General features: G+C 73.7%; 22 protein-coding genes and 1 pseudogene. 12 read left to right on the forward strand and 11 right to left on the reverse strand.

Annotated features, from left to right (window positions below; genetic code table 11):
- Positions 1-188: 188 nt before the first annotated feature.
- A complete protein-coding gene (locus tag AC067J_RS12415) occupies positions 189-3,167 on the reverse strand; it encodes an AfsR/SARP family transcriptional regulator (RefSeq protein ID WP_478298294.1) in 2,979 nt (992 codons plus the stop codon).
- Between the two features lie 217 nt (positions 3,168-3,384).
- On the opposite strand from AC067J_RS12415, the gene AC067J_RS12420 reads away from it, so the two are divergent.
- Positions 3,385-3,654, forward strand: a complete 270-nt coding sequence (locus AC067J_RS12420) for a hypothetical protein (RefSeq protein WP_478298295.1) — start codon at positions 3,385-3,387, stop codon at positions 3,652-3,654.
- Between the two features lie 224 nt (positions 3,655-3,878).
- On the opposite strand, the gene AC067J_RS12425 is transcribed toward AC067J_RS12420, so the two are convergent.
- Positions 3,879-4,316, reverse strand: a complete 438-nt coding sequence (locus AC067J_RS12425) for a hypothetical protein (RefSeq protein ID WP_478298297.1) — start codon at positions 4,314-4,316, stop codon at positions 3,879-3,881.
- A gap of 215 nt (positions 4,317-4,531) precedes the next feature.
- On the opposite strand from AC067J_RS12425, the gene AC067J_RS12430 reads away from it, so the two are divergent.
- On the forward strand, positions 4,532-5,290 hold the full coding sequence (locus AC067J_RS12430) for a GntR family transcriptional regulator (protein ID WP_478298299.1): 759 nt from the start codon (positions 4,532-4,534) through the stop codon (positions 5,288-5,290).
- Between the two features lie 84 nt (positions 5,291-5,374).
- Here the strand turns inward: AC067J_RS12430 and AC067J_RS12435 are convergent, their stop codons facing one another.
- The gene (locus AC067J_RS12435; protein WP_478298301.1) at positions 5,375-7,042 is read right to left on the reverse strand and encodes a fumarate hydratase; all 1,668 of its coding nucleotides are present in this window, start codon (positions 7,040-7,042) and stop codon (positions 5,375-5,377) included.
- A gap of 255 nt (positions 7,043-7,297) precedes the next feature.
- On the opposite strand from AC067J_RS12435, the gene AC067J_RS12440 reads away from it, so the two are divergent.
- A complete protein-coding gene (locus AC067J_RS12440) occupies positions 7,298-8,005 on the forward strand; it encodes a DUF1707 SHOCT-like domain-containing protein (RefSeq protein WP_478298933.1) in 708 nt (235 codons plus the stop codon).
- 348 nt (positions 8,006-8,353) lie between these two features.
- Positions 8,354-8,710, forward strand: a complete 357-nt coding sequence (locus AC067J_RS12445) for a WhiB family transcriptional regulator (RefSeq protein ID WP_478298934.1) — start codon at positions 8,354-8,356, stop codon at positions 8,708-8,710.
- Positions 8,711-8,875: 165 nt separating this feature from the next.
- Here AC067J_RS12445 and glpX read toward each other — a convergent pair whose 3' ends face one another.
- Positions 8,876-9,916 (reverse strand): class II fructose-bisphosphatase, encoded by a 1,041-nt coding sequence (gene glpX / locus AC067J_RS12450; protein ID WP_478298303.1) that lies wholly within the window; start codon positions 9,914-9,916, stop codon positions 8,876-8,878.
- A gap of 217 nt (positions 9,917-10,133) precedes the next feature.
- Between glpX and AC067J_RS12455 the strand changes: the two genes are divergently transcribed.
- The gene (locus tag AC067J_RS12455; protein WP_478298305.1) at positions 10,134-10,670 is read left to right on the forward strand and encodes a DUF4245 domain-containing protein; all 537 of its coding nucleotides are present in this window, start codon (positions 10,134-10,136) and stop codon (positions 10,668-10,670) included.
- Between the two features lie 147 nt (positions 10,671-10,817).
- On the opposite strand, the gene AC067J_RS12460 is transcribed toward AC067J_RS12455, so the two are convergent.
- From AC067J_RS12460 to AC067J_RS12475, 4 genes are all read right to left on the reverse strand, one after another.
- A complete protein-coding gene (locus tag AC067J_RS12460) occupies positions 10,818-11,420 on the reverse strand; it encodes a malonic semialdehyde reductase (protein ID WP_478298306.1) in 603 nt (200 codons plus the stop codon).
- Between the two features lie 120 nt (positions 11,421-11,540).
- Complete coding sequence (locus tag AC067J_RS12465; RefSeq protein ID WP_478298308.1) at positions 11,541-11,816, reverse strand: exodeoxyribonuclease VII small subunit; 276 nt, start codon at positions 11,814-11,816, stop codon at positions 11,541-11,543.
- A gap of 113 nt (positions 11,817-11,929) precedes the next feature.
- Entirely contained in the window at positions 11,930-13,150 is a 1,221-nt protein-coding gene (xseA, locus tag AC067J_RS12470) for an exodeoxyribonuclease VII large subunit (RefSeq protein ID WP_478298309.1), read from the reverse strand.
- 45 nt (positions 13,151-13,195) lie between these two features.
- Positions 13,196-14,539, reverse strand: coding sequence for an APC family permease (locus AC067J_RS12475; RefSeq protein ID WP_478298311.1), 1,344 nt, complete (start codon positions 14,537-14,539; stop codon positions 13,196-13,198).
- A gap of 87 nt (positions 14,540-14,626) precedes the next feature.
- Here AC067J_RS12475 and AC067J_RS12480 point away from each other — a divergent pair, with 87 nt between their 5' ends.
- Positions 14,627-15,604, forward strand: coding sequence for a 4-hydroxy-3-methylbut-2-enyl diphosphate reductase (locus AC067J_RS12480; RefSeq protein WP_478298313.1), 978 nt, complete (start codon positions 14,627-14,629; stop codon positions 15,602-15,604).
- Positions 15,605-15,829: 225 nt separating this feature from the next.
- The gene (gene ppgK, locus AC067J_RS12485; RefSeq protein WP_478298315.1) at positions 15,830-16,576 is read left to right on the forward strand and encodes a polyphosphate--glucose phosphotransferase; all 747 of its coding nucleotides are present in this window, start codon (positions 15,830-15,832) and stop codon (positions 16,574-16,576) included.
- 146 nt (positions 16,577-16,722) lie between these two features.
- Here ppgK and AC067J_RS12490 read toward each other — a convergent pair whose 3' ends face one another.
- Positions 16,723-17,178 (reverse strand): DUF6542 domain-containing protein, encoded by a 456-nt coding sequence (locus tag AC067J_RS12490; RefSeq protein ID WP_478298316.1) that lies wholly within the window; start codon positions 17,176-17,178, stop codon positions 16,723-16,725.
- Between the two features lie 312 nt (positions 17,179-17,490).
- Between AC067J_RS12490 and AC067J_RS12495 the strand changes: the two genes are divergently transcribed.
- The 3 genes from AC067J_RS12495 (at position 17,491) to AC067J_RS12505 (ending at position 20,545) form a co-directional block, all read left to right on the forward strand.
- The gene (locus AC067J_RS12495) at positions 17,491-17,883 is read left to right on the forward strand and encodes a VOC family protein (RefSeq protein ID WP_478298318.1); all 393 of its coding nucleotides are present in this window, start codon (positions 17,491-17,493) and stop codon (positions 17,881-17,883) included.
- Positions 17,884-17,958: 75 nt separating this feature from the next.
- Positions 17,959-19,032, forward strand: coding sequence for a redox-regulated ATPase YchF (gene ychF / locus AC067J_RS12500; RefSeq protein WP_478298320.1), 1,074 nt, complete (start codon positions 17,959-17,961; stop codon positions 19,030-19,032).
- Between the two features lie 175 nt (positions 19,033-19,207).
- A complete protein-coding gene (locus AC067J_RS12505) occupies positions 19,208-20,545 on the forward strand; it encodes a M20 metallopeptidase family protein (protein WP_478298322.1) in 1,338 nt (445 codons plus the stop codon).
- A gap of 127 nt (positions 20,546-20,672) precedes the next feature.
- Here AC067J_RS12505 and AC067J_RS12510 read toward each other — a convergent pair whose 3' ends face one another.
- Positions 20,673-21,335: an HAD-IA family hydrolase gene (locus AC067J_RS12510; protein WP_478298324.1), complete on the reverse strand. Its 663-nt coding sequence runs from the start codon at positions 21,333-21,335 to the stop codon at positions 20,673-20,675.
- A gap of 74 nt (positions 21,336-21,409) precedes the next feature.
- Positions 21,410-22,572 (reverse strand): annotated as a pseudogene (locus AC067J_RS12515) (dihydrofolate reductase family protein).
- A 168-nt stretch (positions 22,573-22,740) separates the two neighbouring features.
- Between AC067J_RS12515 and AC067J_RS12520 the strand changes: the two are divergent.
- Complete coding sequence (locus AC067J_RS12520) at positions 22,741-24,138, forward strand: hypothetical protein (RefSeq protein ID WP_478298325.1); 1,398 nt, start codon at positions 22,741-22,743, stop codon at positions 24,136-24,138.
- Positions 24,139-24,299: 161 nt separating this feature from the next.
- Positions 24,300-25,115 (forward strand): methyltransferase domain-containing protein, encoded by an 816-nt coding sequence (locus AC067J_RS12525; RefSeq protein WP_478298327.1) that lies wholly within the window; start codon positions 24,300-24,302, stop codon positions 25,113-25,115.
- The last annotated feature ends 191 nt before the right edge of the window (positions 25,116-25,306 follow it).

A 25,306-nucleotide genomic window follows, 5' to 3' on the forward strand; every position in this document is an offset into this window, starting at 1 on the left:
GCTCTGACCTGCGATTTCATCGATCCGCGGGCTGACTATCCGACGTTTATCGAACGTCAATCGGTCCGGTGCACAGTGGAGTCCAGCGCCGGGGAAGCGTTGAAGGCGCTCCCGCAGCCGGGGGGCTGCGGGAGCGCCGAACGCACACGGGGGAAGGCCTCCAGGGGGGAACACGGGGGAGCGGGGGCCTACGGCGCGGGGGGAGAGAGGGGCTCGGTGTGCTGCTGGGAGATGAGGTCCGCCACGGGGGAGGCCTCCGGCACACCGAGCCGCGTGAAGACGGCGTGGGCTTCGCGCAGACACGCCAGTCCACGTGCGGGCTGGGCGAGGCCGAGCAACGCCTCGCCCAGCGCGGCGTTGGCGAGGCCCTGGCAGTAGGCGGAGTCCATCTCCAGCCCGATGGCGAGGGACTCCTCCGCCGCCTCGGCGGCCTCGGCCTGCTGGCCGGCGGCGAGGAGGGACGAGGAGAGCCGGGCGAGGGTGTAGCCCTCGCGCAGCCGGTTCTGCTGCGACTGGTAGAGCCGGTGCGACTCGCGCAGGTGCTCGGCGGCGGTGGCGGGGTCGTCGGCGGAGGAGAGGACGACGCCGAGTTGGTAGAGCGTGTCGGCCAGGCAGGGGCCGTTCTTGGACGCGCGGGCGGTGGCGACGGCGTCCGTGACGGAGCGGACGGCGGTCTCGATCAAGCCGAGGCCGAGCTGGGCCCGGGCCATGTTGCCGAGCAGCCGGGCCTCGCCGATCGGTGCGCCGACCACCCGGCTGATGGCGAGCGCCAGCTCGAAGAACGGCAGCGCCTCGGCGGGCCGGTTCGCCAGGCTGAGGATGATCCCCAGGTCGTTGGCGGCCGCGGAGCGCAGGACGGTCATGTTCTCGGCGTCCTGGAGGTCCAGGCTCTTGCGCAGGGACTGTTCGGCGCTCTGGAAGTCGTTGGTGATCGACTGCAGGGTGCCGAAGGCGAAGTGGACCCGGGCGAGCGCGGCGGAGTCCGCGTGCGACGTGGCGTTCCGGTCGGCGGCTTCCAGCATGTGGCGCACCCGGGCGCCGTGCGTCGGGTCCTCGACCAGGCTGTTCAGGACGATCAGCAGGTCGACGGCGGGCCGCAGCAGCTCGCCCGGTCCCTGGACGGCGGCCTCGACCGAGCTGAGCAGCAGGGCGGTCTCGGTCCGCAGCCACTCCTGGGCGAAGTCGCTGGTGATCAGCGGGATGCCGTCCGACTCCGGCGCGTTGAGCGGTTCGGGCAGCTGGTCGTCGGGCTCGACGGCCTGCGCCGCGTTGCGGACGGTCGCGAGCAGCAGGTCGAGCAGGCGCCGGACGGCGGCCTGCTGTTCGGCGGTGTCCCCGGTCCGCTCGTTCTGCCGCTGCGCGTAGAGCCGGAGCAGGTCGTGGTACCGGTAGCGGCCCGGCGAGAAGGTCTCCAGCATGTTGGCCTCGACCAGCGCCTCGGCGAGGTCCTCCGCCTCGTTCTCGTCGACGCCGAGCAGCGCCGTCACCGCCGCCAGCGGCAGGTCGGGCGAGTCCACGACCGAGAGCAGGCGGAAGGCCCGGGCCTCGGCGGGGGAGAGCTGTCCGTAGCCGAGCCCGATGGTGGTCTCCACGGCGAGGTTGCCCAGCTGGAGTTCGTCGAGGCGGCGCCGTTGGTCGGCTAAGCGGCGGGCGAGGTCCGAGACGCTCCACCGGGGCCGGCTGGCGAGCCGGGCGGCGGCGATGCGGACGGCGAGCGGCAGGAAGCCGCAGGCCGTCACCACCGCCATGGCCGCCTCGGGTTCGGCGGCGACGCGCTGTTCGCCGACGATGGCGGAGAAGAGCGCGAGCGCCTCCTCGGGCGTCAGCTCCTCGACGTCCACCAGGTGCGCGCCCGGGATGCCGGCCAGCCGGGAGCGGCTGGTGGCGAGCACGGCGCAGCCGGAGACGCCGGGGATGAGCGGTCGGATCTGCTCGGCGTCCTGGGCGTTGTCGAGCAGGATGAGCATCCGCCGGCTGGCGAGCAACGACCGGTAGAGGGCCGCGCGTTGCTCCAGTGAGTCGGGGTTCTCGGTGACGCCGAGGGCGTGCAGGAAGTCGCCGAGCACCACCGCCGGGTCGGCGGGCGAGGCGCCCGCGCCGCGGAGGTCGACGTAGAGCTGCCCGTCCGGGAACTCGGCGCGGACGCGGTGGGCGACGTGCACGGCGAGGGTGGTCTTGCCGACGCCGCCGATGCCGGCCAGCGAGGTGACGACCACGGCCTGGCCGGTGGCGCTCATCAGGACGGTGGAGAGGTCGGCCACCATCTCGGAGCGGCCGCTGAAGTCCGAGACGTCGGCCGGGAGCTGGGCCGGCGCGGGCGGCGCGGCGGGGCCGTCGTCCCGGGCGACGGGCGCCGGGGCGGTGACGGCCGGCAGGGTCAGCGCCGGGTCGGCGGCGAGGATGCGGGAGTGCATCGCGGAGAGCCCGGAGCCCGGTTCGACGCCGAGTTCGTCGATCAGCAGCTTGCGGGTGTCGGTGTAGACGCCGAGGGCCTCCGCCTGCCGTCCGCACCGGTAGAGCGCGAGCATCAGCAGTTCGCGCAGCCGCTCCCGCAGCGGGTGTTCGGCGGTGAGCGAGTTCAGTTCGCCGACCACCTCGGCGTGCAGGCCGATGTCGAGCGCGACCGTGCAGCGGTCCTCGGCGACGGCGACCTGCCGCTCGGCGAGGCGGAGCCGCTGCGCGTCGGCGTACGGGCCCGGGACACCGGTCAGCGGCCGGCCGGCGAACAGGGCGAGTGCGCGGAGCAGGAGCCGGTGGGCGCGGTCGAGGTCGCCGGCGGTCCGGGCGGTGGCGGCCTCGGCGGCGAGCTGCTCGAAGACGGTCACGTCGAGGGCCTGCCCGGGGATGTGCAGGGCGTAGCCGTCGGCGACCGAGACCAGCAGTTCGGCGGGCGCGCGCACCTCGCGGCGCGGTTCGATGACGGTCCGCAGCCGGGAGACGTACGTCCGCAGTGCCGCGATGGCCTGCGCGGGGGGCCGGTCGCCCCAGAGGCCGTCTACCAGGTCCTGGGTGGTGACCGGGCGTCCGGCGTGCAGCAGGAGGGTGGTCAGGACGGCCTGTTGCTGGGGGGAGCCGAGTGCGAGCTGTTTGCCGTCGAGCCACGCCTGGACCGGACCGAGTACCTGGAAGCGCAGCGCCGGTGCAGGCGGCGTCTCCCGAAACTCCATGAAGTCCCCCGATGGCCTGGTGTCGAAAATCCCGGTAGGGCGCTCGGCGGTCCGCCGTGTGTGGTGGCTTCAGCTTAGGCGGAGGGCCGACTCTGCCGGACGGCACGGTAAGCCGCACGATGTTTATCGGACATTTAATCAACCCTACGATACTGACCGCGGGCCCGCGCCAAGCCGGTGGGGCAGAAGACATTTGATGACCGAAAGGCGGCCGCCCATGGCCACGAACCAGAGCGAGACCCCGGCGCCGACGGCGCCGGCCGAGGAGGCCGCCGCCGTCGAGGCGGGCGCGGTCGTCGAGGGCGCGGTCACCGCGACCCCGGACCCGGCCGAGTACACCGAGCCGAGCGCCGCGCAGAAGGCTGACCTGGAGGACGACCTCTTCGGCGACGAGGCCGACTACGTGGTGGAGCGCGCCGTTCCGGCCGACGGCGAGCCGGGCACCACGGACCGCGAGCCGCAGGGCATCATCTCCAGCCACCCGTAAGCGCGGACGCCTCCGCACCCCAGCCGCTCACCAGGGGGGAACCTGTGAACGGACTCCGTCGCCTCGCGGTCGTCGCCGTCTCGGCGATCGTGGTGACCACCGGCTACCTCGTGACGGCCACCGGCGCCTCCGCCGGGATCATCGCCGGTCACCCGTAGCCCAACCAGCACCCGAGTGCCCCGCCCCGCAGGACCGGGGCGGGGCACTCGTCGTCCCGGCCCGCCTCACCGGCCCGCCTCGGCGGCCGCCGAGGCGCCCGGCCCCGTCCGCTGCTCCGGAGGGCGGCCGCAGTCGGCCCCGGGGGCGTGTCCGCCGGTGCCCCGTGGCCTGATCTCGTTCTCGGGCCTCCCGGTTCGTTCCGCCTGCCGGCCGATCCGGCCCCGGGCGGCAGGGCCGGTTCCGCCGGGTTCCGCGCCGCCGTGCCGCTCGTGTCCGGCCGGTCCGGGGATCCCGGGGATCCCGGGGAACCCGGCGGCCCCGCCGCCGGCCGGGCCGATGTGCCCGGGGTCGGCCGTCCACTCGCAGCCGCCGTCCGGGGGGCGGAGGTAGTGCTCCCCGCCGATGGTGTCCATGTAGATGCCGGTGCGTCCGGTCCTGGTGTCGAGGACGAGTTCACCCACACGCGGTCGGTAGGCCGCGGCGTTGCGCTTACGGGTGCTCACCGCAGTGCTCCTTGCTCTGGTGCGGGCGTGGCGACGGTGGTGGCCTGCCCTGGTCGCTGTCGTGGCTTGGCTCGGTTCGGCTCTGCTCGGCGACTACCCAGCATCTCTAGAGAAGCTAATATCTCTAGAGATGTCAACGGCCTGGCCGGTCCGATCGGCTGACCGGAGGCCGCGGACGCGCCTACGATTTTCTGGCGAGGACGAGGGAGCAGGCGATGGCCGGCAGCAGTGGCGACAAGCAGCCCAAGTACCAACGGATCGCCGACACGCTGAAGGCGGCCATCGACGCCGGCGAGTACCGCGCCGGCGACCGGCTGCCCGGCGAGAACGACCTCATGGACGCGTACGGCGTGGCCCGGATGACCGCCCGTCAGGCGCTCGGCGTCCTGCAGAGCGAGGGCATCGTGGAGGCGCGCAGGGGCGCGGGGGTGTTCGTCCGGGACTTCCGGCCGCTGCGGCGGCGCGGGATCCAGCGGCTCGCCCAGGGGCAGTGGGGGTCGGGCCGGTCGATATGGTCGGCGGACATCGACCGGCGGACGCTGGTCGTCGACCAGGTCTCGGTCACCGAGCAGGGGGCGCCGGACCACGTGGCGCGGGTGCTGGGCGTCGATCCGGGCGCGCCGATGTGCGTGCGGCACCGGCGGTTCGTGCTGGACGGCAAACCGGTCCTGCTGTCGACGTCGTACCTGCCGGCGGTCCTGGTCGCGGGGACGGCGATCACCCGGGAGGACACCGGCCCGGGCGGGACGTACGCGCGCCTGGCGGAGATCGGCGCCAAGCCCGTGCACTTCCGCGAGGAGGTCCGCTCCCGGATGCCGACCGGGGAGGAGACCGCGCGGCTGGAGCTGTCGGCGGGCACCCCGGTGATCCTCATCTGCCGGACGGCCTTCGCGGACGAGGGCCAGGTCGTCGAGCTGAACGAGATGATCCTCGACGCCGCCTCCTACGTCCTGGAGTACGACTTCGACGCGTGAGCCCGCCGCACCGCACCGCCCCGGTCGCGGGGTGCGACCAGGGCGGGCGTCGGGGTGTCGGGGCGTCGGGCGCCCGCGTACCGGCTACTCCTTGGAGCGGACCCGCAGGCTGGTGATCAGCGGGCCCTCGGTGGTCTCGCGGAAGAAGTCGTTGCCCTTGTCGTCCACCACGATGAACGCCGGGAAGTCCTCGACCTCGATGCGCCAGACGGCCTCCATGCCGAGCTCGGCGTACTCCAGGACCTCGACCTTCTTGATGCAGTCCTGGGCGAGGCGGGCGGCCGGGCCGCCGATGGAGCCGAGGTAGAAGCCGCCGTGCTGGGCGCAGGCGTCGGTGACCTGCTTGGAGCGGTTGCCCTTGGCCAGCATGACCATCGAGCCGCCGGCGGCCTGGAACTGGTCGACGTAGGAGTCCATCCGGCCGGCCGTCGTCGGGCCGAACGAGCCGGAGGCGAAGCCCTCGGGGGTCTTGGCCGGGCCGGCGTAGTACACCGGGTGGTCCTGGAGGTACTTGGGCATGCCCTCGCCGGCGTCCAGGCGCTCCTTGATCTTGGCGTGCGCGATGTCGCGGGCGACGACGAGCGTGCCGGTGAGCGAGAGCCGGGTCTTCACCGGGTACTTGGACAGCTCGGCGCGGATCGAGGACATCGGCTGGTCGAGGTCGATGCGGACCACGTCGTCGTCGAGGTGTTCGTCGGTGGTGTCCGGCAGGTACTTGGCCGGGTCGGTCTCCAGCTGCTCCAGGAAGACGCCCTCGGCGGTGATCTTGCCGAGCGCCTGGCGGTCGGCCGAGCAGGAGACGGCCATCGCGACGGGCAGCGAGGCGCCGTGGCGCGGCAGGCGGACGACGCGCACGTCGTGGCAGAAGTACTTGCCGCCGAACTGGGCGCCGATGCCGATCTTCTGGGTCAGCTCGGTGACCTTGGCCTCCAGCTCCAGGTCCCGGAAGCCGTGCCCGGTCTTCGCGTCGCCCTCGGTCGGCAGGTGGTCGAGGTAGTGCGCGGAGGCGTACTTGGCGGTCTTCAGCGCGAACTCGGCGCTGGTGCCGCCGATCACGATCGCCAGGTGGTAGGGCGGGCAGGCGGCGGTGCCCAGCGAGCGGATCTTCTGCTCCAGGAACGAGAGCATGCTCGCCTCGTTCAGGATCGCCTTGGTCTCCTGGTACAGGTACGACTTGTTGGCCGAGCCGCCGCCCTTGGCCATGAAGAGGAACTTGTAGGCGCCGCCGTCGGTCGCGTACAGCTCGATCTGGGCCGGCAGGTTGTTGCCGGTGTTCTTCTCGTCCCACATGGTGACCGGGGCCATCTGGGAGTAGCGCAGGTTGAGCTTGGTGTAGGCGTCGTACACGCCGCGCGCGATGGCTGCCTCGTCGCCGCCGGAGGTCAGGACGTTCTGGCCGCGCTTGCCCATGACGATGGCGGTGCCGGTGTCCTGGCACATGGGCAGGATGCCGCCGGCCGAGATGTTGACGTTCTTCAGCAGGTCCAGCGCGACGAAGCGGTCGTTGGGGCTGGCCTCCGGGTCGTCCAGGATGCGGCGCAGCTGGGCGAGGTGGGCCGGGCGCAGGTAGTGCGAGATGTCGTGCATCGCCTCGGCGGTGAGCAGCCGCAGGGCCTCGGGCTCGACCTGGAGGAAGGTCCGCCCGCCGGCCTCGAAGGTGGAGACACCCTCGGAGGTGAGCTTGCGGTAGGGGGTCGGGTCAGCGCCCAGGGGGAGCAGGTCGCTGTACTCGAAGTCTGGCGTGGGAGCCATGGGGGCGGTCCTTAGGTATCCAGTGTTCCGGCTGCGTCGGCGAAGCACCCTGGAGGGCGAAAGCACCCTCAAGGGTAGGACCCTCCGGAACGACGCATGCGGACAGGTAAGCCTGCGTGACCGGCGTCACCCGTACGTGCGTACGAGGCTTGCCCCGGTGGCTAGGCTTGCCCCGTGGACAACTCGCCGTCGATGGACGATCAGAACGACGACCAGGGGGCGTCGCCCGCGCCGAGGGGGCAGTCGCCGATACCGATGACCAAGCCGGAGGCGAGGCCGCCCGCCCGGACCGCCCACGCTCCGGTGGCGGAGGCCGAGATGCGGGCCTCGGACGCCGACCGCGAACGGGTGGCGGAGCTGCTGCGCGACGCCTACGCCGAGGGGCGGCTGGACGTCGAGGAGCACGCCGAGCGGATCGAGGCGGCCTACTCCGCCAAGACGCTCGGCGAACTCGCGCCGCTGACCCGGGACCTCCCGGTGCACCGCGAGGTCTCCTTCGAGAAGCCGCCGCTCGGTTCCCCGGCCGCCGGCGCCGGTGCCGGCCCGGGCCAGGGCGGTCCGGTGCGGCTGCCGGCCCGTACGGAGGCGCCGACGATGCTGGCGGTCTTCGGCGGATCGTCCCGCAAGGGCCGCTGGCGGGTGGGCGCGCACCTGCGGGCGGTGGCGGTCTTCGGCGGGGTGGAGATCGACCTGACCGACGCCGTCTTCGAGTCGCCCGAGGTGGTGATCGAGGTGGTGGCGATCTTCGGCGGGGTGGAGATCAAGGTGCCGGAGAACGTCAGCCTGCACGGCAGCGGCGTCGGCATCTTCGGGGGCTTCGACGTCAAGGAGCAGACCGCCGCCGACCCGTACGCGCCGGTGGTGCGGGTCAAGGGCGTCGCGGTGTTCGGCGGCTGCGAGGCGAAGCCGCGCAAGGGCAAGAAGCTCAAGGACTGGGTGCGCAAGCAGCTCGGCGCCGACTGATTCGCGCACGCACCGTGCCCTCCGTGCCCGGTCGGGGTCAACTCCCGGCCGGGCACTCGCCGTTGCTTCGGGTGCAGGCTGTAGTCGATTGCGTGCAGTGTGCATGAATCGCGGTGCCGTGGGGTAGTTCCTCTGGCACATCGCTTCTTGTACGGCTGCGTACCGGAGGCGGCCTGAGGCCGGCCCGGGGGGTGTGAGGAACGGGGGCCCGCAGCCGGCAGGGGAGCGAGCTTCCCCGTGTCCGAGAGCCTCGTCAGGAGTACGGCCGTGCTGCATCCGATCGAGTCCCGCACCACCTCGCCCGCCGCCCCGTCGTCGGCCACGCCGCCGTCCGCCGCCGCCTCTCCGGTGGTCGCGGCGCAGCTGCTGGAGCGGCGTCCGGCCCCGCAGCCGGCGGGCGAGGACAACCCGTGGCACACCGCCGCGGCCTGCCGGCGGGACGAGGTGGGCCTGTTCTTCGCGCCGTCCAAGGAGCCGACGGCCGCCCGGCTGTCGCGCGAGGAGCAGGCGAAGCAGGTCTGTGCCCGCTGCCCGGTGCTGCTGGAGTGCCGGGAGCACGCGCTGGCGCAGCCGGAGCCGTACGGGGTGTGGGGCGGCCTGACGGCGGCCGAGCGGCGGGTGGTGCTGGCGCGCCGCCGCCGCCGGGACGTCGAGCTGTGCGAGACGGCCCGGGTGCCGGTTCCGCGCCGCCGGATCGCGGGATGACGCCCGGTTGAGTCCGCGGACGCCCGCGGCCTCGGCGAAGGGGGATTTCGCCGAGGCCGCGGGCCTGTCGTGTCGTGTCCGTGTTCCGCCGTGCCGCCCCGTGCGGTGCGGCGTCGCGCCGTTCCGCGCCGTGCCGGGTGCCGGCGTGCGCGCGGGCCGGGAGGCTCAGTTGGCGCGGTCGAAGTCGATCGCGCTGTAGGCCCGCAGCTTGGACAGCTTGTGGGTGGCGTGGACCTCCCGGATGGTGCCGCTCTTGGAGCGCATCACCAGCGAGCTGGTGGTGGCGGTCTCCTGGCGGTAGTGCACGCCGCGCAGCAGCTCGCCGTCGGTGATGCCGGTGGCGACGAAGAACACGTTCTCGCCGCTGACCAGGTCGTCGGTGGTGAGCACGCGGTCGAGGTCGTGGCCGGCGTCGATGGCCTTCTGCCGCTCGGCGTCGTCCTTGGGCCACAGGCGGCCCTGGATCACGCCGCCCATGCACTTCATCGCGCAGGCCGCGATGATGCCCTCGGGGGTGCCGCCGACGCCCATCAGCAGGTCGACGCCGGTGCCCTCGCGGGCGGCCATGATGGCGCCGGCGACGTCTCCGTCGGAGATGTACTTGATCCGGGCGCCCGCTTCGCGGATCTCCCCGATCAGGCCCTGGTGGCGCGGGCGGTCGAGGACGACGACGGTGACGTCCTCGACGGCGATGCCCTTGGCCTTGGCGACCCGGCGGATGTTGACGGCGGTCGGGGCGGTGATGTCGACGAAGTCGGCGGCCTCCGGCCCGGTGACGAGCTTGTCCATGTAGAAGACGGCGCTCGGGTCGAACATGGTGCCGCGGTCGGCGACGGCCAGCACGGCGACCGCGTTGTTCATGCCCTTCGCGGTGAGGGTGGTCCCGTCGACCGGGTCCACCGCGACGTCGCACTCGGCGCCGGTGCCGTCGCCGACCCGCTCGCCGTTGTAGAGCATCGGGGCCTCGTCCTTCTCCCCCTCGCCGATGACGACGACGCCGTTCATCGAGACGGTGGAGACGAGGGTGCGCATGGCCTTGACGGCGGCGCCGTCGGCGCCGTTCTTGTCGCCACGGCCGACCCAGCGGCCGGCGGCGAGCGCGGCGGCCTCGGTGACCCGGACGAGTTCGAGGGCGAGGTTCCGGTCGGGAGCCTCCGGCGCCACCTCTAGGGCGCTGGGAAGGTTGTGCGGGTACTGCGTGGTCATCGTCGTTACCTCTCTGTACGCGACGGCCAGTGAGCGCCCGACTACTGCCTGGTCGAACGCCGTGGTGAGGGTGTTGCGATCGTATCTGCCCACGAGATGACTGTCTGTGGCGCGGGTCCCCACGGGCCGGCGGAAGCGGCAGGTTCCGGCCCCGGATCACCCTGACGCGGACACCCCGGGTGGTGGCGCCGAGGGGGCGATGAGTCACCATGTGGGGGTGGCAGGAGAGAGCAAGGGCATGAGGGGCCGGCAGACCGTACGGGACATGGTCCTGTCGATGCTGGCGGTCGGCGTCGTGGTCTGGGTCGGGTACCTGTTCCTTCCGCACGACGCGGACGGCGACGGGGTGCGGACGGTCGAGTACAAGGTGGCCGCGGCCTCGGCGAAGCGTGCCGCGCCGTACCCGCTGCTCGCCCCGGAGGGCCTGCCCGCGCAGTGGCGGGCCACCTCGGTGTCGTACAACCCGGCGTCGCTCGGCGGCGGCAAGGGCAACGCCTGGCACCTGGGGTTCGTCACCCCCTCCGGCCAGTACGCGGCGGTGGAGCAGAGTGACGCCCCGCGCGACGACGTGCTCGCCTCGGCGGTGGCCGGCGGCAAGCCGGACGGCGCCTCGGAGGTGGCCGGCCGGACGTGGGAGCGGCTGCAGGGCAGCAAGTCCCGCGCGCTGACCGTCCAGGAGGGCGGCGGCACCACGGTCCTCACCGGGACCGCCTCCTACGAGGAGCTGGCCGAGCTGGCGCGGGCGCTCAAGTAGTCCTCCCCGGGGCGGGGCCGCCGCAGGACCCGCCCCCGAACGACGAGAAGGGCCCCGCAGTGGTGTGCGGGGCCCTTCTCGTCGTCTGCGCCGGTCGTCGTCCGTGCCGGCTGTCGTCCGCGCCGGGCGCGGACGTCTCCGTCAGGCTCAGACGGTGGTGACGACCTGCTCGTAGGAGAGGCGCGGGGAGCGCGGGTACCAGGCGTTCTCGCCCGGCTTGCCGATGTTCACCACGGCCAGCACCGAGTGCTCGCCGTCGGCGAAGAACTCCTTGTTGATGCCCTCGGCGTCGTAGCCGGTCATCGGGCCGGCGGCCAGGCCGGCGGCGCGGACGCCGACGATGAAGTAGCCGGCCTGCAGGGCGCCGTTCATCTGGGCGGAGGCCTCGCGGACCGGGCGCTCGGCGAAGAAGGCGTCCTTGGCCTGCGGGAAGTGCGGGAAGAGGGTCGGCAGCTCCTCGTGGAACTCGTTGTCCACGGCCAGGATGGCGGTCAGCGGCGCGGCGGCGGTCTTGGCCTTGTTGCCGTCCGACAGGTGCTGGACCAGACGCTCGCGGCCCTCGGTGGAGCGGACCAGGACGACGCGCAGCGGCTGCTGGTTCAGTGCGGTCGGGCCGAACTTGACCAGCTCGTAGATGGCCTGGATCTGCTCGTCGGAGACCGGCTCGTCGGTGAAGGCGTTGGCGGTGCGGGCCTCGCGGAACAGCAGGTCCTGGGCGGCGGCGTCGAGAACCAGGGCGTCGGTGGTCATGCTTCTGCACCTCATGGGGAGGAAGGAACGGGGTTCGTCTCGCGTGAGCGGCTCTCGCCGATCACACGGTCCCAACATGGGTGAAGTTTCAACTGTTCCCCCGCTCGGGGGTGACGTGCGTCACTCCCCGGGCGCCGCCCCCTCCGGTCCGCCGTCCTCCGCGGCCAGCGCGGCGTCCAGCCGGGCCCGGGCACCGTCCAGCCAGCGCTGGCAGACCTTCGCCAGCTGCTCGCCGCGCTCCCACAGCGCCAGCGACTCCTCCAGCGAGGTGCCGCCGTTCTCCAGCTGCCGGACCACCTCCAGCAGCGCGTCCCGCGCGTGCTCGTACCCCAGCGCGTCGTCCGCGGTGGGCGCCGCGGCCGGAGACGTCGTCGCGTCCTGCTCCTGATCTGCCATGGGAGCCAGCGTAGGGGCCCGGACCGACAGAACGGACTCCCGGCGCCCGGCCCCGTCCGCCGGGGCCTCCGGGCCCGCCGCCGCTCCCCGGCCGGGGCCGCCCCGGCCCGCGGCTACTCCCCGGTGCCGCCCGCCGCCGTCACGTCGAAGCCGCCGCCCGCGACCCGCGCGTGCAGCCCCTCGCCCGCCGCGACCTGCGCCGGATCCGTCACCACCGTGCCGTCGCCGCGCTGCAGCACCGCGTAGCCGCGCTCCAGGGTGGCCGCCGGCGAGAGCGCGACCACCCGGGCCAGGGTGTGCCCGAGGTCGCTCTGGGCGTGGTCGAGCCGGTGCCCGAGGGTCCGCCGGGCCCGCTCCAGCAGGCCGGCCACCTCCTGGCCGCGGCCGTCCAGCATCCGGTGCGGCGCGGCCAGCACCGGGCGACTGCGCACGCCGTCCAGTCCGTGCTGCTCCCGGTCCACCCGGCCGACCACGTGCCGCCGGGCCCGGTCGCGCAGCTGCCGGATCCTGGCCAGCTCCTCGCCGACGTCGGGGACCACCCGTTTGGCGGCATCGGTCGGAGTGGAGGCGCGCAGGTCGGCGACGAAGTCCAGCAGCGGCTGGTCCGGCTCGTGCCCGATCGCGCTCACCACGGGCGTGCGGGCGGCGGCGACCAGCCGGACCAGGCCCTCGTCCGAGAACGGCAGCAGGTCCTCCACGCTGCCGCCGCCACGGGCCACGATGATCACGTCCACCTCGGGGTGCTCGTCCAGCTCGCGCACCGCCGCGCTCACCCGCTCCACCGCGCTGACGCCCTGCACCGGCACGTTGCGGACCTCGAAGCGGACGGCCGGCCAGCGCCGCCGGGCGTTCTCCAGGACGTCCCGCTCGGCCGCCGAGCCCCGGCCGGTGACCAGCCCGACGCACTGCGGCAGGAACGGCAGCGGCCTCTTCCGGTCCGCCGCGAACAGGCCCTCGCCGGCCAGCCGCCGCTTCAGCTGCTCAAGCCGGGCCAGCAGCTCGCCGAGCCCGACCAGCCGGATCTCCGCCGCCCGCAGCGAGAGCTGGCCGCGTGCCGCGTACCACTCCGGCTTGGCGTGCACGACCACCCGCGAGCCCTCCTGCACGGCGTCCGCGACCTGGTCGAAGACGGAGCGGAAGCACGTCACCGTCAGCGAGACGTCCGCCTGCGGGTCGCGCAGCGTCAGGAACACCACGCCCGCACCGGGCCGGCGGCTGAGCTGGGTGATCTGCCCCTCCACCCAGACCGCGCCGAGCCGGTCGACCCAGCCCCCGATCAGCGCGGAGACCTTGCCGACCGGGAGCGGCGCTTCGGGGGAGCTGGGATTGGCCATGCGTACGAGGCTAGCGGCGTCCGCCGACAGCGCGCCCCCGCGCGCTCAGTGGCGGATCCCCGCGCCGGAGGCGCCCTGGACGACGAGGACCATGAACCCCACCGCCAGCCAGACCAGCCCCACCACCTGCGCGGTCCCCGAAGCCTCGTACACCACCGCGCCGATCACGGCCACGCCCAGCACCGGCACCACCACGTGCCGCAGCCAGTCCCGCGAGCGGTGCTTCACCGCGTACCAGCCCACCACCGAGGCGTGCAACAGGGCGAAGGCGGTGAGCGCGCCGATGTCCACCACCGAGGTCAGCTGGTCCAGCCCGTCGTCCCGGTCGGCCGCCCAGACCGCCGCCGCCAGCGTGATCGCCGCCGCCACCAGCAGCGCCCGCCGCGGCACCGCCGACTTCGGGTCGACGACGGCCAGGAAGCGCGGCAGCCGCCCGCCCCGGCCCATCGCGTAGACCAGCCGGGCGGCCGCGGCCTGCCCGGCCAGTGCGGCGAAGGCCGCGCCGATCGCCTTGCTCGCCGCGACCAGCAGGTGCAGCCAGTGCCCGACCCCGCTCTCCACCGTGTCGTAGAACGCCGGGCCCTGGGCCGCCGGGTCGGCCGCCAGCTGCTGCGGGGTGAGCGGCTCCAGCAGCGCCGCCAGGTAGGTCTGCGTCACGAACAGCACCCCGGACACCACCAGGCACCAGAGCACCGCCCTGGCCACCGCCGCCGAGGCGCCGACCGCCTCCTCCACGAAGGTCGCGATCGCGTCGAACCCCAGGTAGGAGAGGACGGCCACCGAGACCGCCGAGAGCACGGCGGACGCCGAGAAGTCGCCGACCGCCGTGAACGGCGTCGCCCAGCCGCGCTGCGCGCCGTCCCGGACCAGCACCACCACGGCCGAGACCACGAAGACCGCCAGCACCGCGATCTCCGCGGCCAGCACCGCGAAGCCGACCGTCGCCGCCGTCCGCACCCCCGCCAGGTTGAGCGCGGTGGTCACCACCACCGCCAGCGCCGTCCACACCCAGCGGGACACCTCCGGGACCAGCGAGTGCAGCGCGATGCCGGAGAAGAGGTACGCGACCGCCGGGATCAGCAGGTAGTCGAGCATCGCCATCCACCCGGCGATGAACCCCGGCCCCTCGCCCAGCCCGGCCCGCGCGTACGCGAACACCGAACCGGTCTGCGGCACCGCCCGCACCATCTGGGCGTACGAGAACGCGGTGAAACCCATCGCGACGGTCGCCACCAGGTAGACCGCGGCGACCGCGCCGCCGCTCTTGGCGTCCAGCACCCCGAACACGCCGACCGGGGCCATCGGGGCGATGAACAGCAGCCCGTACACCATCAGGTCGCGGACGCCCAGGCTGCGCCGCAGCCCGCCGGATTCGACTCGGTCGCTCATAGTTTCCACATTTGAGCACTCGTGGCCGATTCCGGCCGGAACGCGACTCACGTCGGCGCGGCACGCCGCCGCCCGTACGATGGAGCCATGTCCTCCAACACCGCGCAGCGCCGTGTCCTGCTCGCCGCTCCCCGGGGCTACTGCGCGGGCGTCGACCGTGCCGTGATCGCCGTGGAGAAGGCCCTGGAGCAGTACGGGGCACCCATCTACGTGCGCAAGCAGATCGTCCACAACAAGTACGTGGTGCAGACCCTGGAGAAGAAGGGCGCGATCTTCGTCGACGAGACGGAGGAGGTGCCCGAGGGCTCGATCGTGGTGTTCTCGGCGCACGGCGTCGCCCCCTCGGTCCACGACGAGGCCCGCGCCGGCAAGCTCGCCACCGTCGACGCCACCTGCCCCCTGGTCACCAAGGTGCACAAGGAGGCCGTGCGCTTCGCCGACGAGGGCTACGACATCCTGCTGGTGGGCCACGAGGGCCACGAGGAGGTCGTCGGCACGATGGGCGAGGCCCCCGACCGGATCCACCTGGTGGACGGCGCGGAGGACGTGGCCAACGTGCGGGTCCGGGACGAGTCCAAGGTCGTCTGGCTCTCCCAGACCACGCTCTCGGTGGACGAGACCATGGCCACCGTCGGCGAGCTGAAGCAGCGCTTCCCGCTGCTGGTCAGCCCGCCCAGCGACGACATCTGCTACGCCACCCAGAACCGCCAGGTCGCCGTCAAGCAGATGGCGCCCGAGACCGACCTGCTGATCGTGGTCGGCTCCAAGAACTCCTCCAACTCCGTCCGCCTGGTCGAGGTCGGCCTGGAGTACGGCGCCAAGGCCGCCCACCTGGTGGACTTCGCCGAGGAGATCCAGGAGTCCTGGCTGGACGGCGTCACCACGGTCGGCCTGACCAGCGGCGCCTCGGTGCCGGAGATCCTGGTCGAGGGCGTCCTGGAGTTCCTGGCCGCGCGCGGCTACGACGACGTCTCCACCGTCAAGACCGCCGAGGAGCACCTCACCTTCTCGCTGCCCAAGGAGCTCCGCCGCGACCTGCGCGCCGAGGCCGCGGGCAAGCTCTGACCCTCCCGGGCACTCCGCTAGGGCGTGTCTTGTGGATCAGCCCGGGTCCGCGACGCCTGGGCACGCACTCCCCAAGACACGCCCTAGGACCGGCACCAGGACCCGGCACCCCCGTACGGGTGCCGGGTCCTTGCTGTGCGGGGCGGGTGGGGCTCTCGTAGTTTTGTGCCAGCCGTGCACAGCCATGCACAGGCCTGTGGACAACTTCGGCGGAGGGCAGTCGTCATGACGGCGGTATTCGGTGTGGACATCGGCGGGTCGGGCATCAAGGGGGCCCCGGTCGACCTCGGCCGGGGGGTGCTCGCCCAGGAGCGGCACAAGGTCCTCACCCCGCAGCCCTCGGCCCCCGAGGCGGTGGTCGCCGCCGTCCGCGAGGTGGTCAGACACTTCGACCACCAGGGGCCGGTCGGTCTGACCTTCCCCGGCGTGGTGGTCAACGGCCAGACCAGGACCGCCGCCAACGTCGACAAGGGCTGGATCGGCGTGGACGCCGCCGGGCTCTTCCGCGAGGCGCTCGACCTGCCCGCCGTGGTGCTCAACGACGCCGACGCGGCCGGCCTCGCCGAGACGGCGCACGGCGCCGGACGTGCGCAGGAGGGCGTGGTGCTGGTCCTGACCTTCGGCACCGGCATCGGCAGCGCCCTCTTCGTGGACGGCACCCTGGTGCCCAACACCGAGCTCGGCCACCTGGAGATGCGCGGCAAGGACGCCGAGCGGCGCGCCTCCTCGGCGGCCAAGGAGCGGCACGGGCTGAACTGGGAGCAGTGGGCCGGGCGGGTCGACGAGTACCTGGACCTGGTGGAGATGCTGTTCTCGCCGCAGCTGATCGTGATCGGCGGCGGGGTGAGCCGCAAGCACGAGAAGTTCCTGCCGCTGCTGCGCGGGCGCGAGGCCCGGGTCGTCCCGGCGGAGCTGCGCAACGACGCCGGGATCGTCGGCGCGGCCATGGCGGCGGCCCGGGCCTCCGCCTGACCGTCCGCACCGGAGGGGCCGAGGGCCGCACCGGAGGGGCCGGCCGTTCGTACCGGAGGGGCCTGGGGCTGCACCCGAGGGACCGCGTTCGCGCCGGGCCGGGCGGGCTGAGGAGTGGGAAGCCGGTGGGAGCGGCTTCCCACTCCTCAGCGCGCGCGGTGGATCCGGTGCTGGGCGACGAACCGGGCCAGCACGATCACGGCGGCCAGGCCGGTGCCGGTGAACAGCCAGCCGGCCCGGGTGGCCAGGTTGGTGGCCAGCGCCACCACCTGGGCGGTCACCCCGGACGAGGTGACCGGGCCGAACAGCAGCAGCGCGACGGCGAAGGCGATCGGCCCGCTGATCGGTGCGGCCAGCAGGTCGGCGAACCGGACCCGGACGGCCAGCTGGAAGCAGACCACCAGGTAGCCGATGCCGAACAGGACGCCGAGGCCGCCGAAGGCCAGCCGGTCCAGGGCGGCCACCGCGACCGTCGCCACCAGCGCGGCCACCCCGGTGCCGACCGCCGTCAGCCGGGTCGGCCGTCCGGTCCGCCGCCGTCCGTAGAGCCGGCCGGTGATCCGCGGGGCGGTGATCCGCGCACGCTCCGGCGTGCCGGCCACGGGGCGTAGCCGGGAGGAGGGGGCGGCCTTCCCCGCGCCCTTCCCCGTCGGCCTTCCCCCGCCCTTCCCGGCGGGCCTCCCGTCCGGCTCCTCGGCGGGCTCGGGGGCCCGTCCGGGCCCGGGGACGGCGGCCCCGGCCGCGCCGTTCGGCGGTCGGCGTCTGGGCCCTGGCGGCTGGGTACGGATGCTCTGCTCCACCCACCCAACGTACGGTCCGATCATCGCCACACTGTGTAATGGGTCACCGGGCCTTGATCCGTGTCTCCGGACGGAGTACTGATGTGATCGTCGCTCAACTTCATCGGGGGATCCATGACCAGCGGTTTCGGCTTCGAACGGCTCCACCACGTGCAGCTCGACATCCCCGCGGGGGCGGAGGACGAGTGCCGCGCGTTCTGGCACGGCGTGCTCGGCATGGCGGAGCTGACCAAGCCGCCGGTGCTCGCGGCGCGCGGCGGCTGCTGGTTCCGCGGCGGCGGTGTGGAGGTGCACCTGGGGGTGGTGCCGGAGTTCAGGCCCTCCCGCAAGGGGCACCCGGGCATCCAGGTGAACGACCTGGACGCGCTCGCCGCCCGGCTGGCCGAACACGGGCACGAGGTCGTCTGGGACGACAACCTCCCCGGCCACCGACGCTTCCACTCCAGTGACCGGCTCGGCAACCGTCTGGAGTTCCTGGAGCCCCTGCCGGCGGCGGTGGAGGCCTGACCGGCTGCCCGTAGACTGGGGGATCGGCCCGTCCGGGGCCGGCCCAACTCCTCCAAGCCCACGGGACTGCGCTTCATGTCGCTCACGATCGGAATCGTCGGCCTGCCGAACGTCGGCAAGTCGACCCTGTTCAACGCCCTGACCAAGAACGACGTGCTGGCGGCCAACTACCCGTTCGCCACCATCGAGCCGAACGTCGGCGTCGTCGGCGTCCCGGACGAGCGGCTGACCAAGCTCGCCGAGATCTTCGGCTCGCAGCGCATCCTCCCGGCCACCGTCGACTTCGTCGACATCGCGGGCATCGTCCGCGGCGCCAGCGAGGGCGAGGGCCTGGGCAACAAGTTCCTCGCGAACATCCGCGAGTCCGACGCGATCTGCCAGGTCGTGCGCGCCTTCACCGACCCGGACGTCGTGCACGTGGACGGCAAGGTGTCGCCCAAGGACGACATCGAGACCATCCACACCGAGCTGATCCTGGCCGACCTCCAGACCGTCGAGAAGGTCCTGCCCCGGCTCCAGAAGGAGGCGCGCCTCAAGAAGGAGACCGCCCCCGTCCTGGCCGCCGCCGAGGCCGCCCAGGCGATCCTGGAGACCGGCAAGACCCTCTTCGAGGCCGGCTTCGACACCGCCCCGATCCGCGACCTGCACCTGCTGACCGCCAAGCCCTTCCTCTACGTCTTCAACGTCGACGAGGACGAGCTGGCCGACGAGGACTTCAAGAACGCCCAGCGCGAGCTGGTCGCCCCGGCCGAGGCCATCTTCCTCAACGCCAAGATCGAGTCCGAGCTGATCGAGCTGGACGACGCCGAGGCCCTGGAGCTCCTCCAGTCCATGGGCCAGGAGGAGCCCGGCCTGGCCACCCTCGCCCGGGTCGGCTTCGACACCCTCGGCCTGCAGACCTACCTCACCGCCGGTCCCAAGGAAGCCCGCGCCTGGACCATCAAGAAGGGCGCCACCGCCCCCGAGGCGGCCGGTGTGATCCACACCGACTTCCAGAAGGGCTTCATCAAGGCGGAGATCATCTCCTTCGCCGACCTGGTCGAGACCGGCTCCATCGCCGAGGCCCGCTCCAAGGGCAAGGCCCGCATCGAGGGCAAGGAATACATCATGCAGGACGGCGACGTCGTGGAGTTCCGCTTCAACGTCTGACGCCCCTGTCGTGACCGGGACCGCCCGGCTGCCGTGTTCGCGCGGTGGCCGGGCGGTCGTGGTTTCCGGGGGCTGATGGGACTGATGGGGCTGGCGGGGCCGGAAAGGACTGGTGGGGCTGCGGGGGCGGCTGGTTGACTGGTGATCAGGTTCATGATGATCACCTGGGGGAGACATGACGTACTCGGACGGGCCCGCGTTGAGGCGCCGTACGCTGCTCGGCGGGGCGGCCGCCGGGGTGGGGGCGGTGCTGGCGACCGGCACCGCGGCGGAGGCGGAGCCGGCGGGCCGGCGGAACCCGATCGACCAGGCGGCGGTGGACGCCGTCGCCGCGCGGCTCGACCGGGGGCTGGTCGCGCTGCGGCGTGACCTGAACCTGCACCCGGAGGTCACCGGGGCGGAGACGTACACCGCCGGGGTGGTCGCGGCGCGGCTGCGGGCGGCGGGTCTCGAAGTGACCACCGGGGTCGGCCGGATCCCGGCCGCCGACGGGACGGAGCGCCCCGCCACCGGCGTGGTCGCCGTGCTGCGGGGCGCGCGCCCCGGGCGGACGGTGGCCTTCCGGGCCGACATGGACGCGGTGCCGGGTCCGGGGATCATGCCGCAGAAGGACGGCCGCCCGGCGGGGCACGCCTGCGGCCACGACATCCACACCACGGTGGGGGTCGGTGTCGCCGAGGTGCTGGCGCAGCTGCGGCACCGGTTGAGCGGTTCGGTGGCCTTCTTCTTCCAGCCCGGCGAGGAGGGCCTGGCGGGCGCCCGGGCGATGATCCAGGAGGGCTGGCTGGAGAGGACCGGCGCCGAGGAGATCCACGCACTGCACACCGGGCCGTACCCGGTGGGGCAGTTCGCCGTCACTCCGGGCACCGGGCTGCCGGGCCAGGACTCGCTGGTGGTCGCCGTGGGCGGCCCGGACGCCGCCGGGGCCGCTGCCCGGCTGGTGGGCGAGATCAACGCGCTCTCCACGGTGGCGCTGCCGCGGCTGCCCGCGGACCTGGAGAAGATGGTCGCGGACGTGCAGACCCCGAACGGGCCGCTGACCCGGTTCCTGGTGACCGGGGCCAGGCTCGGGAAGCAGCCGGACGCCGAGGGCCGGGTCGTGGTCGAGGCGAAGTTCCGGTGCTGGCCGCCGGAGCGGAACGCCGGGATCCGGGAGGAGCTGCGCCGGCTGGTGCAGGCGTACCCGGGGGCGGCGGTCACGTTCCCGAGGGACCCGTTCCCGGCCCTGGTCTGCCCGGAGGACGAAACCGAGGCGCTGGCCCGCCACCTGCGGCGCGTCCTCGGCCGGCGCGGGGTGACGGTGAACCACGGGGCCTTCCCGTTCAACGGGGAGGACTACGCGCTGTTCCTGGAGCGGATCCCGGGCACCTACACCTTCCTCGGGGTCCGCACCCCCGGGGCGGGGATCGAGACGAGCTACCCGCACTACGAGACCTTCGTCCCGGACGAGCGGGCCATCGGGTTCGGCGTCCGTGCGATGGCGGGCTGGCTGGCCGACCGGGCCCGCTGCTGAGCGGCCGGAGCGATCGGGCCGCCGGGGCGGCCGGGCCTGCCGGGGTGACCCGAGCGGCCGACGGGGGCGGGGCCGGTGCCGACGGGCGCCGGCCCCGCCCCGTCCCGTTCTGCCCCCCGCTCCGGCGTCAGGCGACGGTGACGGTGATCGTGCCGTCGGGCCCCGGGGTGACGGTGACGGCCTCCAGGGTGGCCGCGTGGGCGGCGGGGCCGTGGGCGGCGGCGCGCGGGCCGATGCCGATGACGGGGATGCCCGCGGCCAGGGCGGCCGCGATGCCGGCCCCGGAGTCCTCGAAGGCGAGGCAGTCGGCGGGGGCGTAGCCGAGGGCGGCGGCGCCCTTGAGGAAGCCCTCCGGGTCGGGCTTGCTGGCGCCGACCGATTCGGCGGTGACCAGGACGGCCGGGAGCGGGAGGCCGGCGGCGGCCATCCGGACCCGGGCGAGGGGCTCGTCGGCCGAGGTGACCAGGGCGTGCGGGAGGTCGGCCAGGGCGGCGAGGAAGGCGGCGGCGCCGGGGACCGCGACGACGCCGTCGGTGTCGGCCTTCTCCTCGGCGAGCATCCGGGCGTTGTCGGCGAGGTTGAGCTCCACCGGGCGGTCGGGCAGCAGGGCCGCCATGGTGGCGTGGCCCTGGCGGCCGTGGGCGACGGCCAGCACCTCGGCCGGGTCGATGCCCTGTGCGTCGGCCCAGCGCCGCCAGCAGCGCTCGACCACGGCGTCGGAGTTGACCAGGGTGCCGTCCATGTCGAGCAGGAGGGCGCGGGTGGTGAAGGAGACGGGGGAGGCGGGCATGGAGCGGCTCCTCGCGGGGCAGATCGTTCAGGGTCGGGAAATCCGAGCCTATTGTTCAACCAGGATACAAAAGATCAGCCCAGCAGGTGCGCATTGACCGCGCGGGCCTCCTCGGCCAGCTCGGTCAGCTCCACCACCTCGATGCCGGCCGCCTCCAGCAGCGCGGCACCCTGGGTGTCGGCGACGAAGGTGGCCGGCTCGCGCCAGGCCACCACCACCCGCGGGACGCCCGCCGCGATCAGCAGCCGGGCGCACGGCGAGGGCCGGGAGGCGCGCTGCCCGCAGGGCTCCAGCGAGCTGTAGACGGTCGCGCCGCGGAGCCGGGGGTCGCCGGGCGGGAGCTTGGCGAGCGCCGCCTCCTCGGCGTGGTCGTGCGGGTCCGTCTCGCGGCTCCAGCCCTCGGCGAGCACCGTGCCGTCGGCGCCGACGACCACCGCGCCGACCGAGAACGCGGTGGCGGAGGGCGGGCAGCGGCGGGAGAGCTCGACCGCCCGGCGGAGGAAGGCGAGGTCGGCGGACGGGCGCGGGTCGGTCGACGGGCGCGGGTCGGTCACGGGCTGGGCTCCTTCGGGGCGTACCTGAGCAGGACGACGTCGCCCACCGTACGGGCCTCCAGCAGCCGCATCCGGTGGCCCGGCCCGCCGGGGAAGGCGGCCGGCCCGACGAACCGCGGCGCACCGGCGTCGCCGACCAGCAGCGGCGCGACCGCCAACTGGAGCTCGTCGGCCAGGCCCTGGGCCAGGAACTGGGTGTGCACCCCGCTGCCGCCCTCGACCATCAGCCGGCGCACTCCGCGTGCGCCGAGGTCGTCGAGCACCGCGCCCAGCTCCACCGCCGCGCCGAGCGTCACCACCTCGGCCAGCCCGTCCAGGGCCGGACGCAGGACGGCGGCGCCCGCGTCCGTTGTGTAGGCGAGCCGCGCGCCGCCGGTGTGCCAGAACCGCAGCGACCGGTCCAGCCGGCCGCTCGCGCTGAGCGTCACCTTCAGCGGGTGCTCCGGCCGGCCTGCCGCGCGCCGGGCGGCCCGCCGGTCGGGGTCGTTGACCAGCAGCCGGGGGTTGTCCGCCCGCAGGGTGTTGCCGCCGACCAGGATCGCGTCGCAGGCGGCGCGCTCCGCGTCGACCCGGTCGAAGTCGGCCGGGTTGGAGAGCAGCAGCCGATCGGGCGAGGCGTCGTCGAGGTGTCCGTCGAGCGACATCGCGGCGCTCAGCAGGACGAAGGGGCGGGGGGCGGGCATCGTGGGACCGTTCTGTCGGGTGCCCGTCCACGGTACGGCCCGGCGGGCGGCCGGGTCCGCGCGAGGGACGGTGTTCGCCCGGTGGCCCGCTGCTGTCGGGGCGGCGTTCGCCGAGGGGCCCCACCCTGGTCCGGACCTCGCACCGCCCCACGTCGAAGGGCTGTCACCGTGTCCCGTCCGCGTCCCACCCGCCCGTCCCGTCGCCTGCTGCCGCTCGCCGTCGCGGCGGCCGCGCTGCCGCTGCTGGCGCTGCCCGCCGGACCCGTCTCCGCCGCGTCCTACGGCACCCCGACGATCACGCTCTCCGCCGGCTACCTGTCCGGCGCGGTCGGCGCCACCGGTGACCCGACCGTCACCGTCACGGTGGCCCAGAGCGGCGCCTCGGCGTCGGCGCTGACCGTGGCCGCCACCACCAGCACCCGCGCCTCCGTGGCCCGGACCGGCGACGTCACCGTCACCGGCACCGGCTCCGCCCGCACCCTCGCGGTCGCCGCGCAGGGCGTCGGCTACACCGACCTCACCGTGAAGGTCACCGGGCTGGGCGGCAAGACCGCGTCGAAGACGCTGCACTACGCGGCCTCGCCGGCGGTGCAGTTCTCGGCCGCCAGCCGGTACCTGACCGGCTCCAGCGACGCCTCGGCGGCGGTGGACGCGGGCGGCGGGTACGTCGTGGTGGCCGACGACGAGTCCAACGTGCTGCGGCTGTACGACCGCAACGCCTCCGGGGCGCCGGTCCGCACCTGGGACTTCGGTTCGGCGCTCGGCGTCTCCAAGGAGATCGACATCGAGGGCGCCACCCGGGTCGGCAACACGGTCTACTGGACCGGCTCGCTCGGCAACAACAAGGACGGCGAGATCAAGGCGGACCGGCACACCGTGTTCGCCACCACCGTCACCGGCTCGGGCGCCACCACCCAGCTGGCGCTCGCCGGTTCGTACAAGGGCCTGCGCGCCGACCTGATCGCCTGGGACCGCGCGCACGGCGACCGTTACGGCTTCGCGGCGGGCGCGGCGTCCGGCGAGGTGCCCAAGCAGATCGACGGATTCAACGTGGAGGGGCTGGAGTTCGCGCCGGGCAGCACCACCACCGCGTACGTGGGCTTCCGCGCGCCGCTCGCCCCGGCGGTCACCGGCGGCCGGGCGCTGATCGTGCCGGTCACCAACTTCGCGTCGCTGCCGGGCGGTTCGGTGCACGCGACGTTCGGTGAGCCGATCGAGCTGAACCTCGGCGGGCTCTCCGTCCGCGACCTGCGGCGCAACGCGCTCGGCCAGTACCTGATCGTGGCCGGATCCTGGGCGGCGGACGACAACTCGGACCCGTACGCGCTCTACCGCTGGGACGGGCAGCCCGCTTCGCAGCCGGTCAAGCTGCTCGACCTGCCCACCACCGACGCGGGCGGCTGGGAGTCCGTGGTGGACGTCCCGGACCTCACCGCGCCCGGCGCCCGGGCGCAGCTGATCACGGACGACGGCTCGGCCGACCTCTACGGCGACGGCACCGAGGCCAAGGACCTCACCCACCCGGAGTGGAAGAAGTCCCGGACCACCTGGTTCACCGTCAACTGACCCTTGGCACGGCCCGATCGGCCCCCGTCCGCCGCGCGCGGACGGGGGCCTTCGTGCGGCCGCGAAACGTTCGACAGATGAGACGATCCTTCTCGTCATACGGGACGAGGAGTAGCGTCGGGGGCGACGAGGAGCCGACCGCACCCGAAGGGGACGTCACCATGACCGCACCGAAGCCCGCCGTCTACACCCACGGCCACCAGGAGTCCGTGCTGCGCTCGCACCGCTCCCGGGGCGTGGCCAATTCCGCCGCCTACCTGCAGCCCGAACTGCGGCCCGGGCAGGCCGTGCTGGACATCGGCTGCGGCCCCGGCACGATCACCGCGGAGCTGGCCGAACTGGTCGGTCCCGGCGGCCGGGTGGTGGCCGTGGACACCTCCGCCGAGGTACTGGAGGCGGCCGCCCGGCACGTCGCGGAGCGCGGCCTGGGGAACGTCGTCTTCGAGGTCGCCGACGTGCACCGACTGCCGTACGCGGACGGCGGGTTCGACGTGGTCCACGCCCACCAGGTGCTGCAGCACGTCGCCGACCCGGTGGGCGCGCTGCGGGAGATGCGCAGGGTCGCCGCCGACGGTGGCGTGGTCGCGGCCCGGGACGTCGACTACGCGACCATGACCTGGTACCCGGAGTCGCCCGAGCTGGACCGCTGGCTGGACCTGTACCGGAGGATCGCCCGGGCCAACGGCGGCGAGCCGGACGCCGGGCGGAGGCTGCTGTCCTGGGCCCGGGAGGCGGGGTTCGCCGACGTCACCGCCACGTCGAGCAGCTGGACGTACGCGACGCCCGAGCAGCGCGAGTGGTGGGGCGGGCTGTGGGCCGACCGGATCGTGGACTCGGGAATCGGGCGGACCGCGGCGGCCGAGGGGTACGCGGAGCAGGCCGAGCTGGAGCGGATCGCGGCCGGGTGGCGGGAGTGGGCGGCCGCGGGCGACGGCTGGTTCGCGATGCTGCACGGCGAGGTGCTGGCCAGGGGGTGACCCCGGCCGCGCGGCGGGTCGTGGGGTGGCGGGCGGCGGGCGGGGAAAGGCGCATGAGTGTTTCTCAAGATCGGGTAGAGTCGCGCGCCTGTTCCCACGGACTGCCGTGACCGCGGCGATCCCCTGATCGCGGCGATCCGCCCGTGGGCCGTTCCAGCCGAACTGCCGAGTAGGGCCCGTGACCTGCGGGC

This window comes from Kitasatospora sp. NPDC042419, assembly GCF_056437345.1.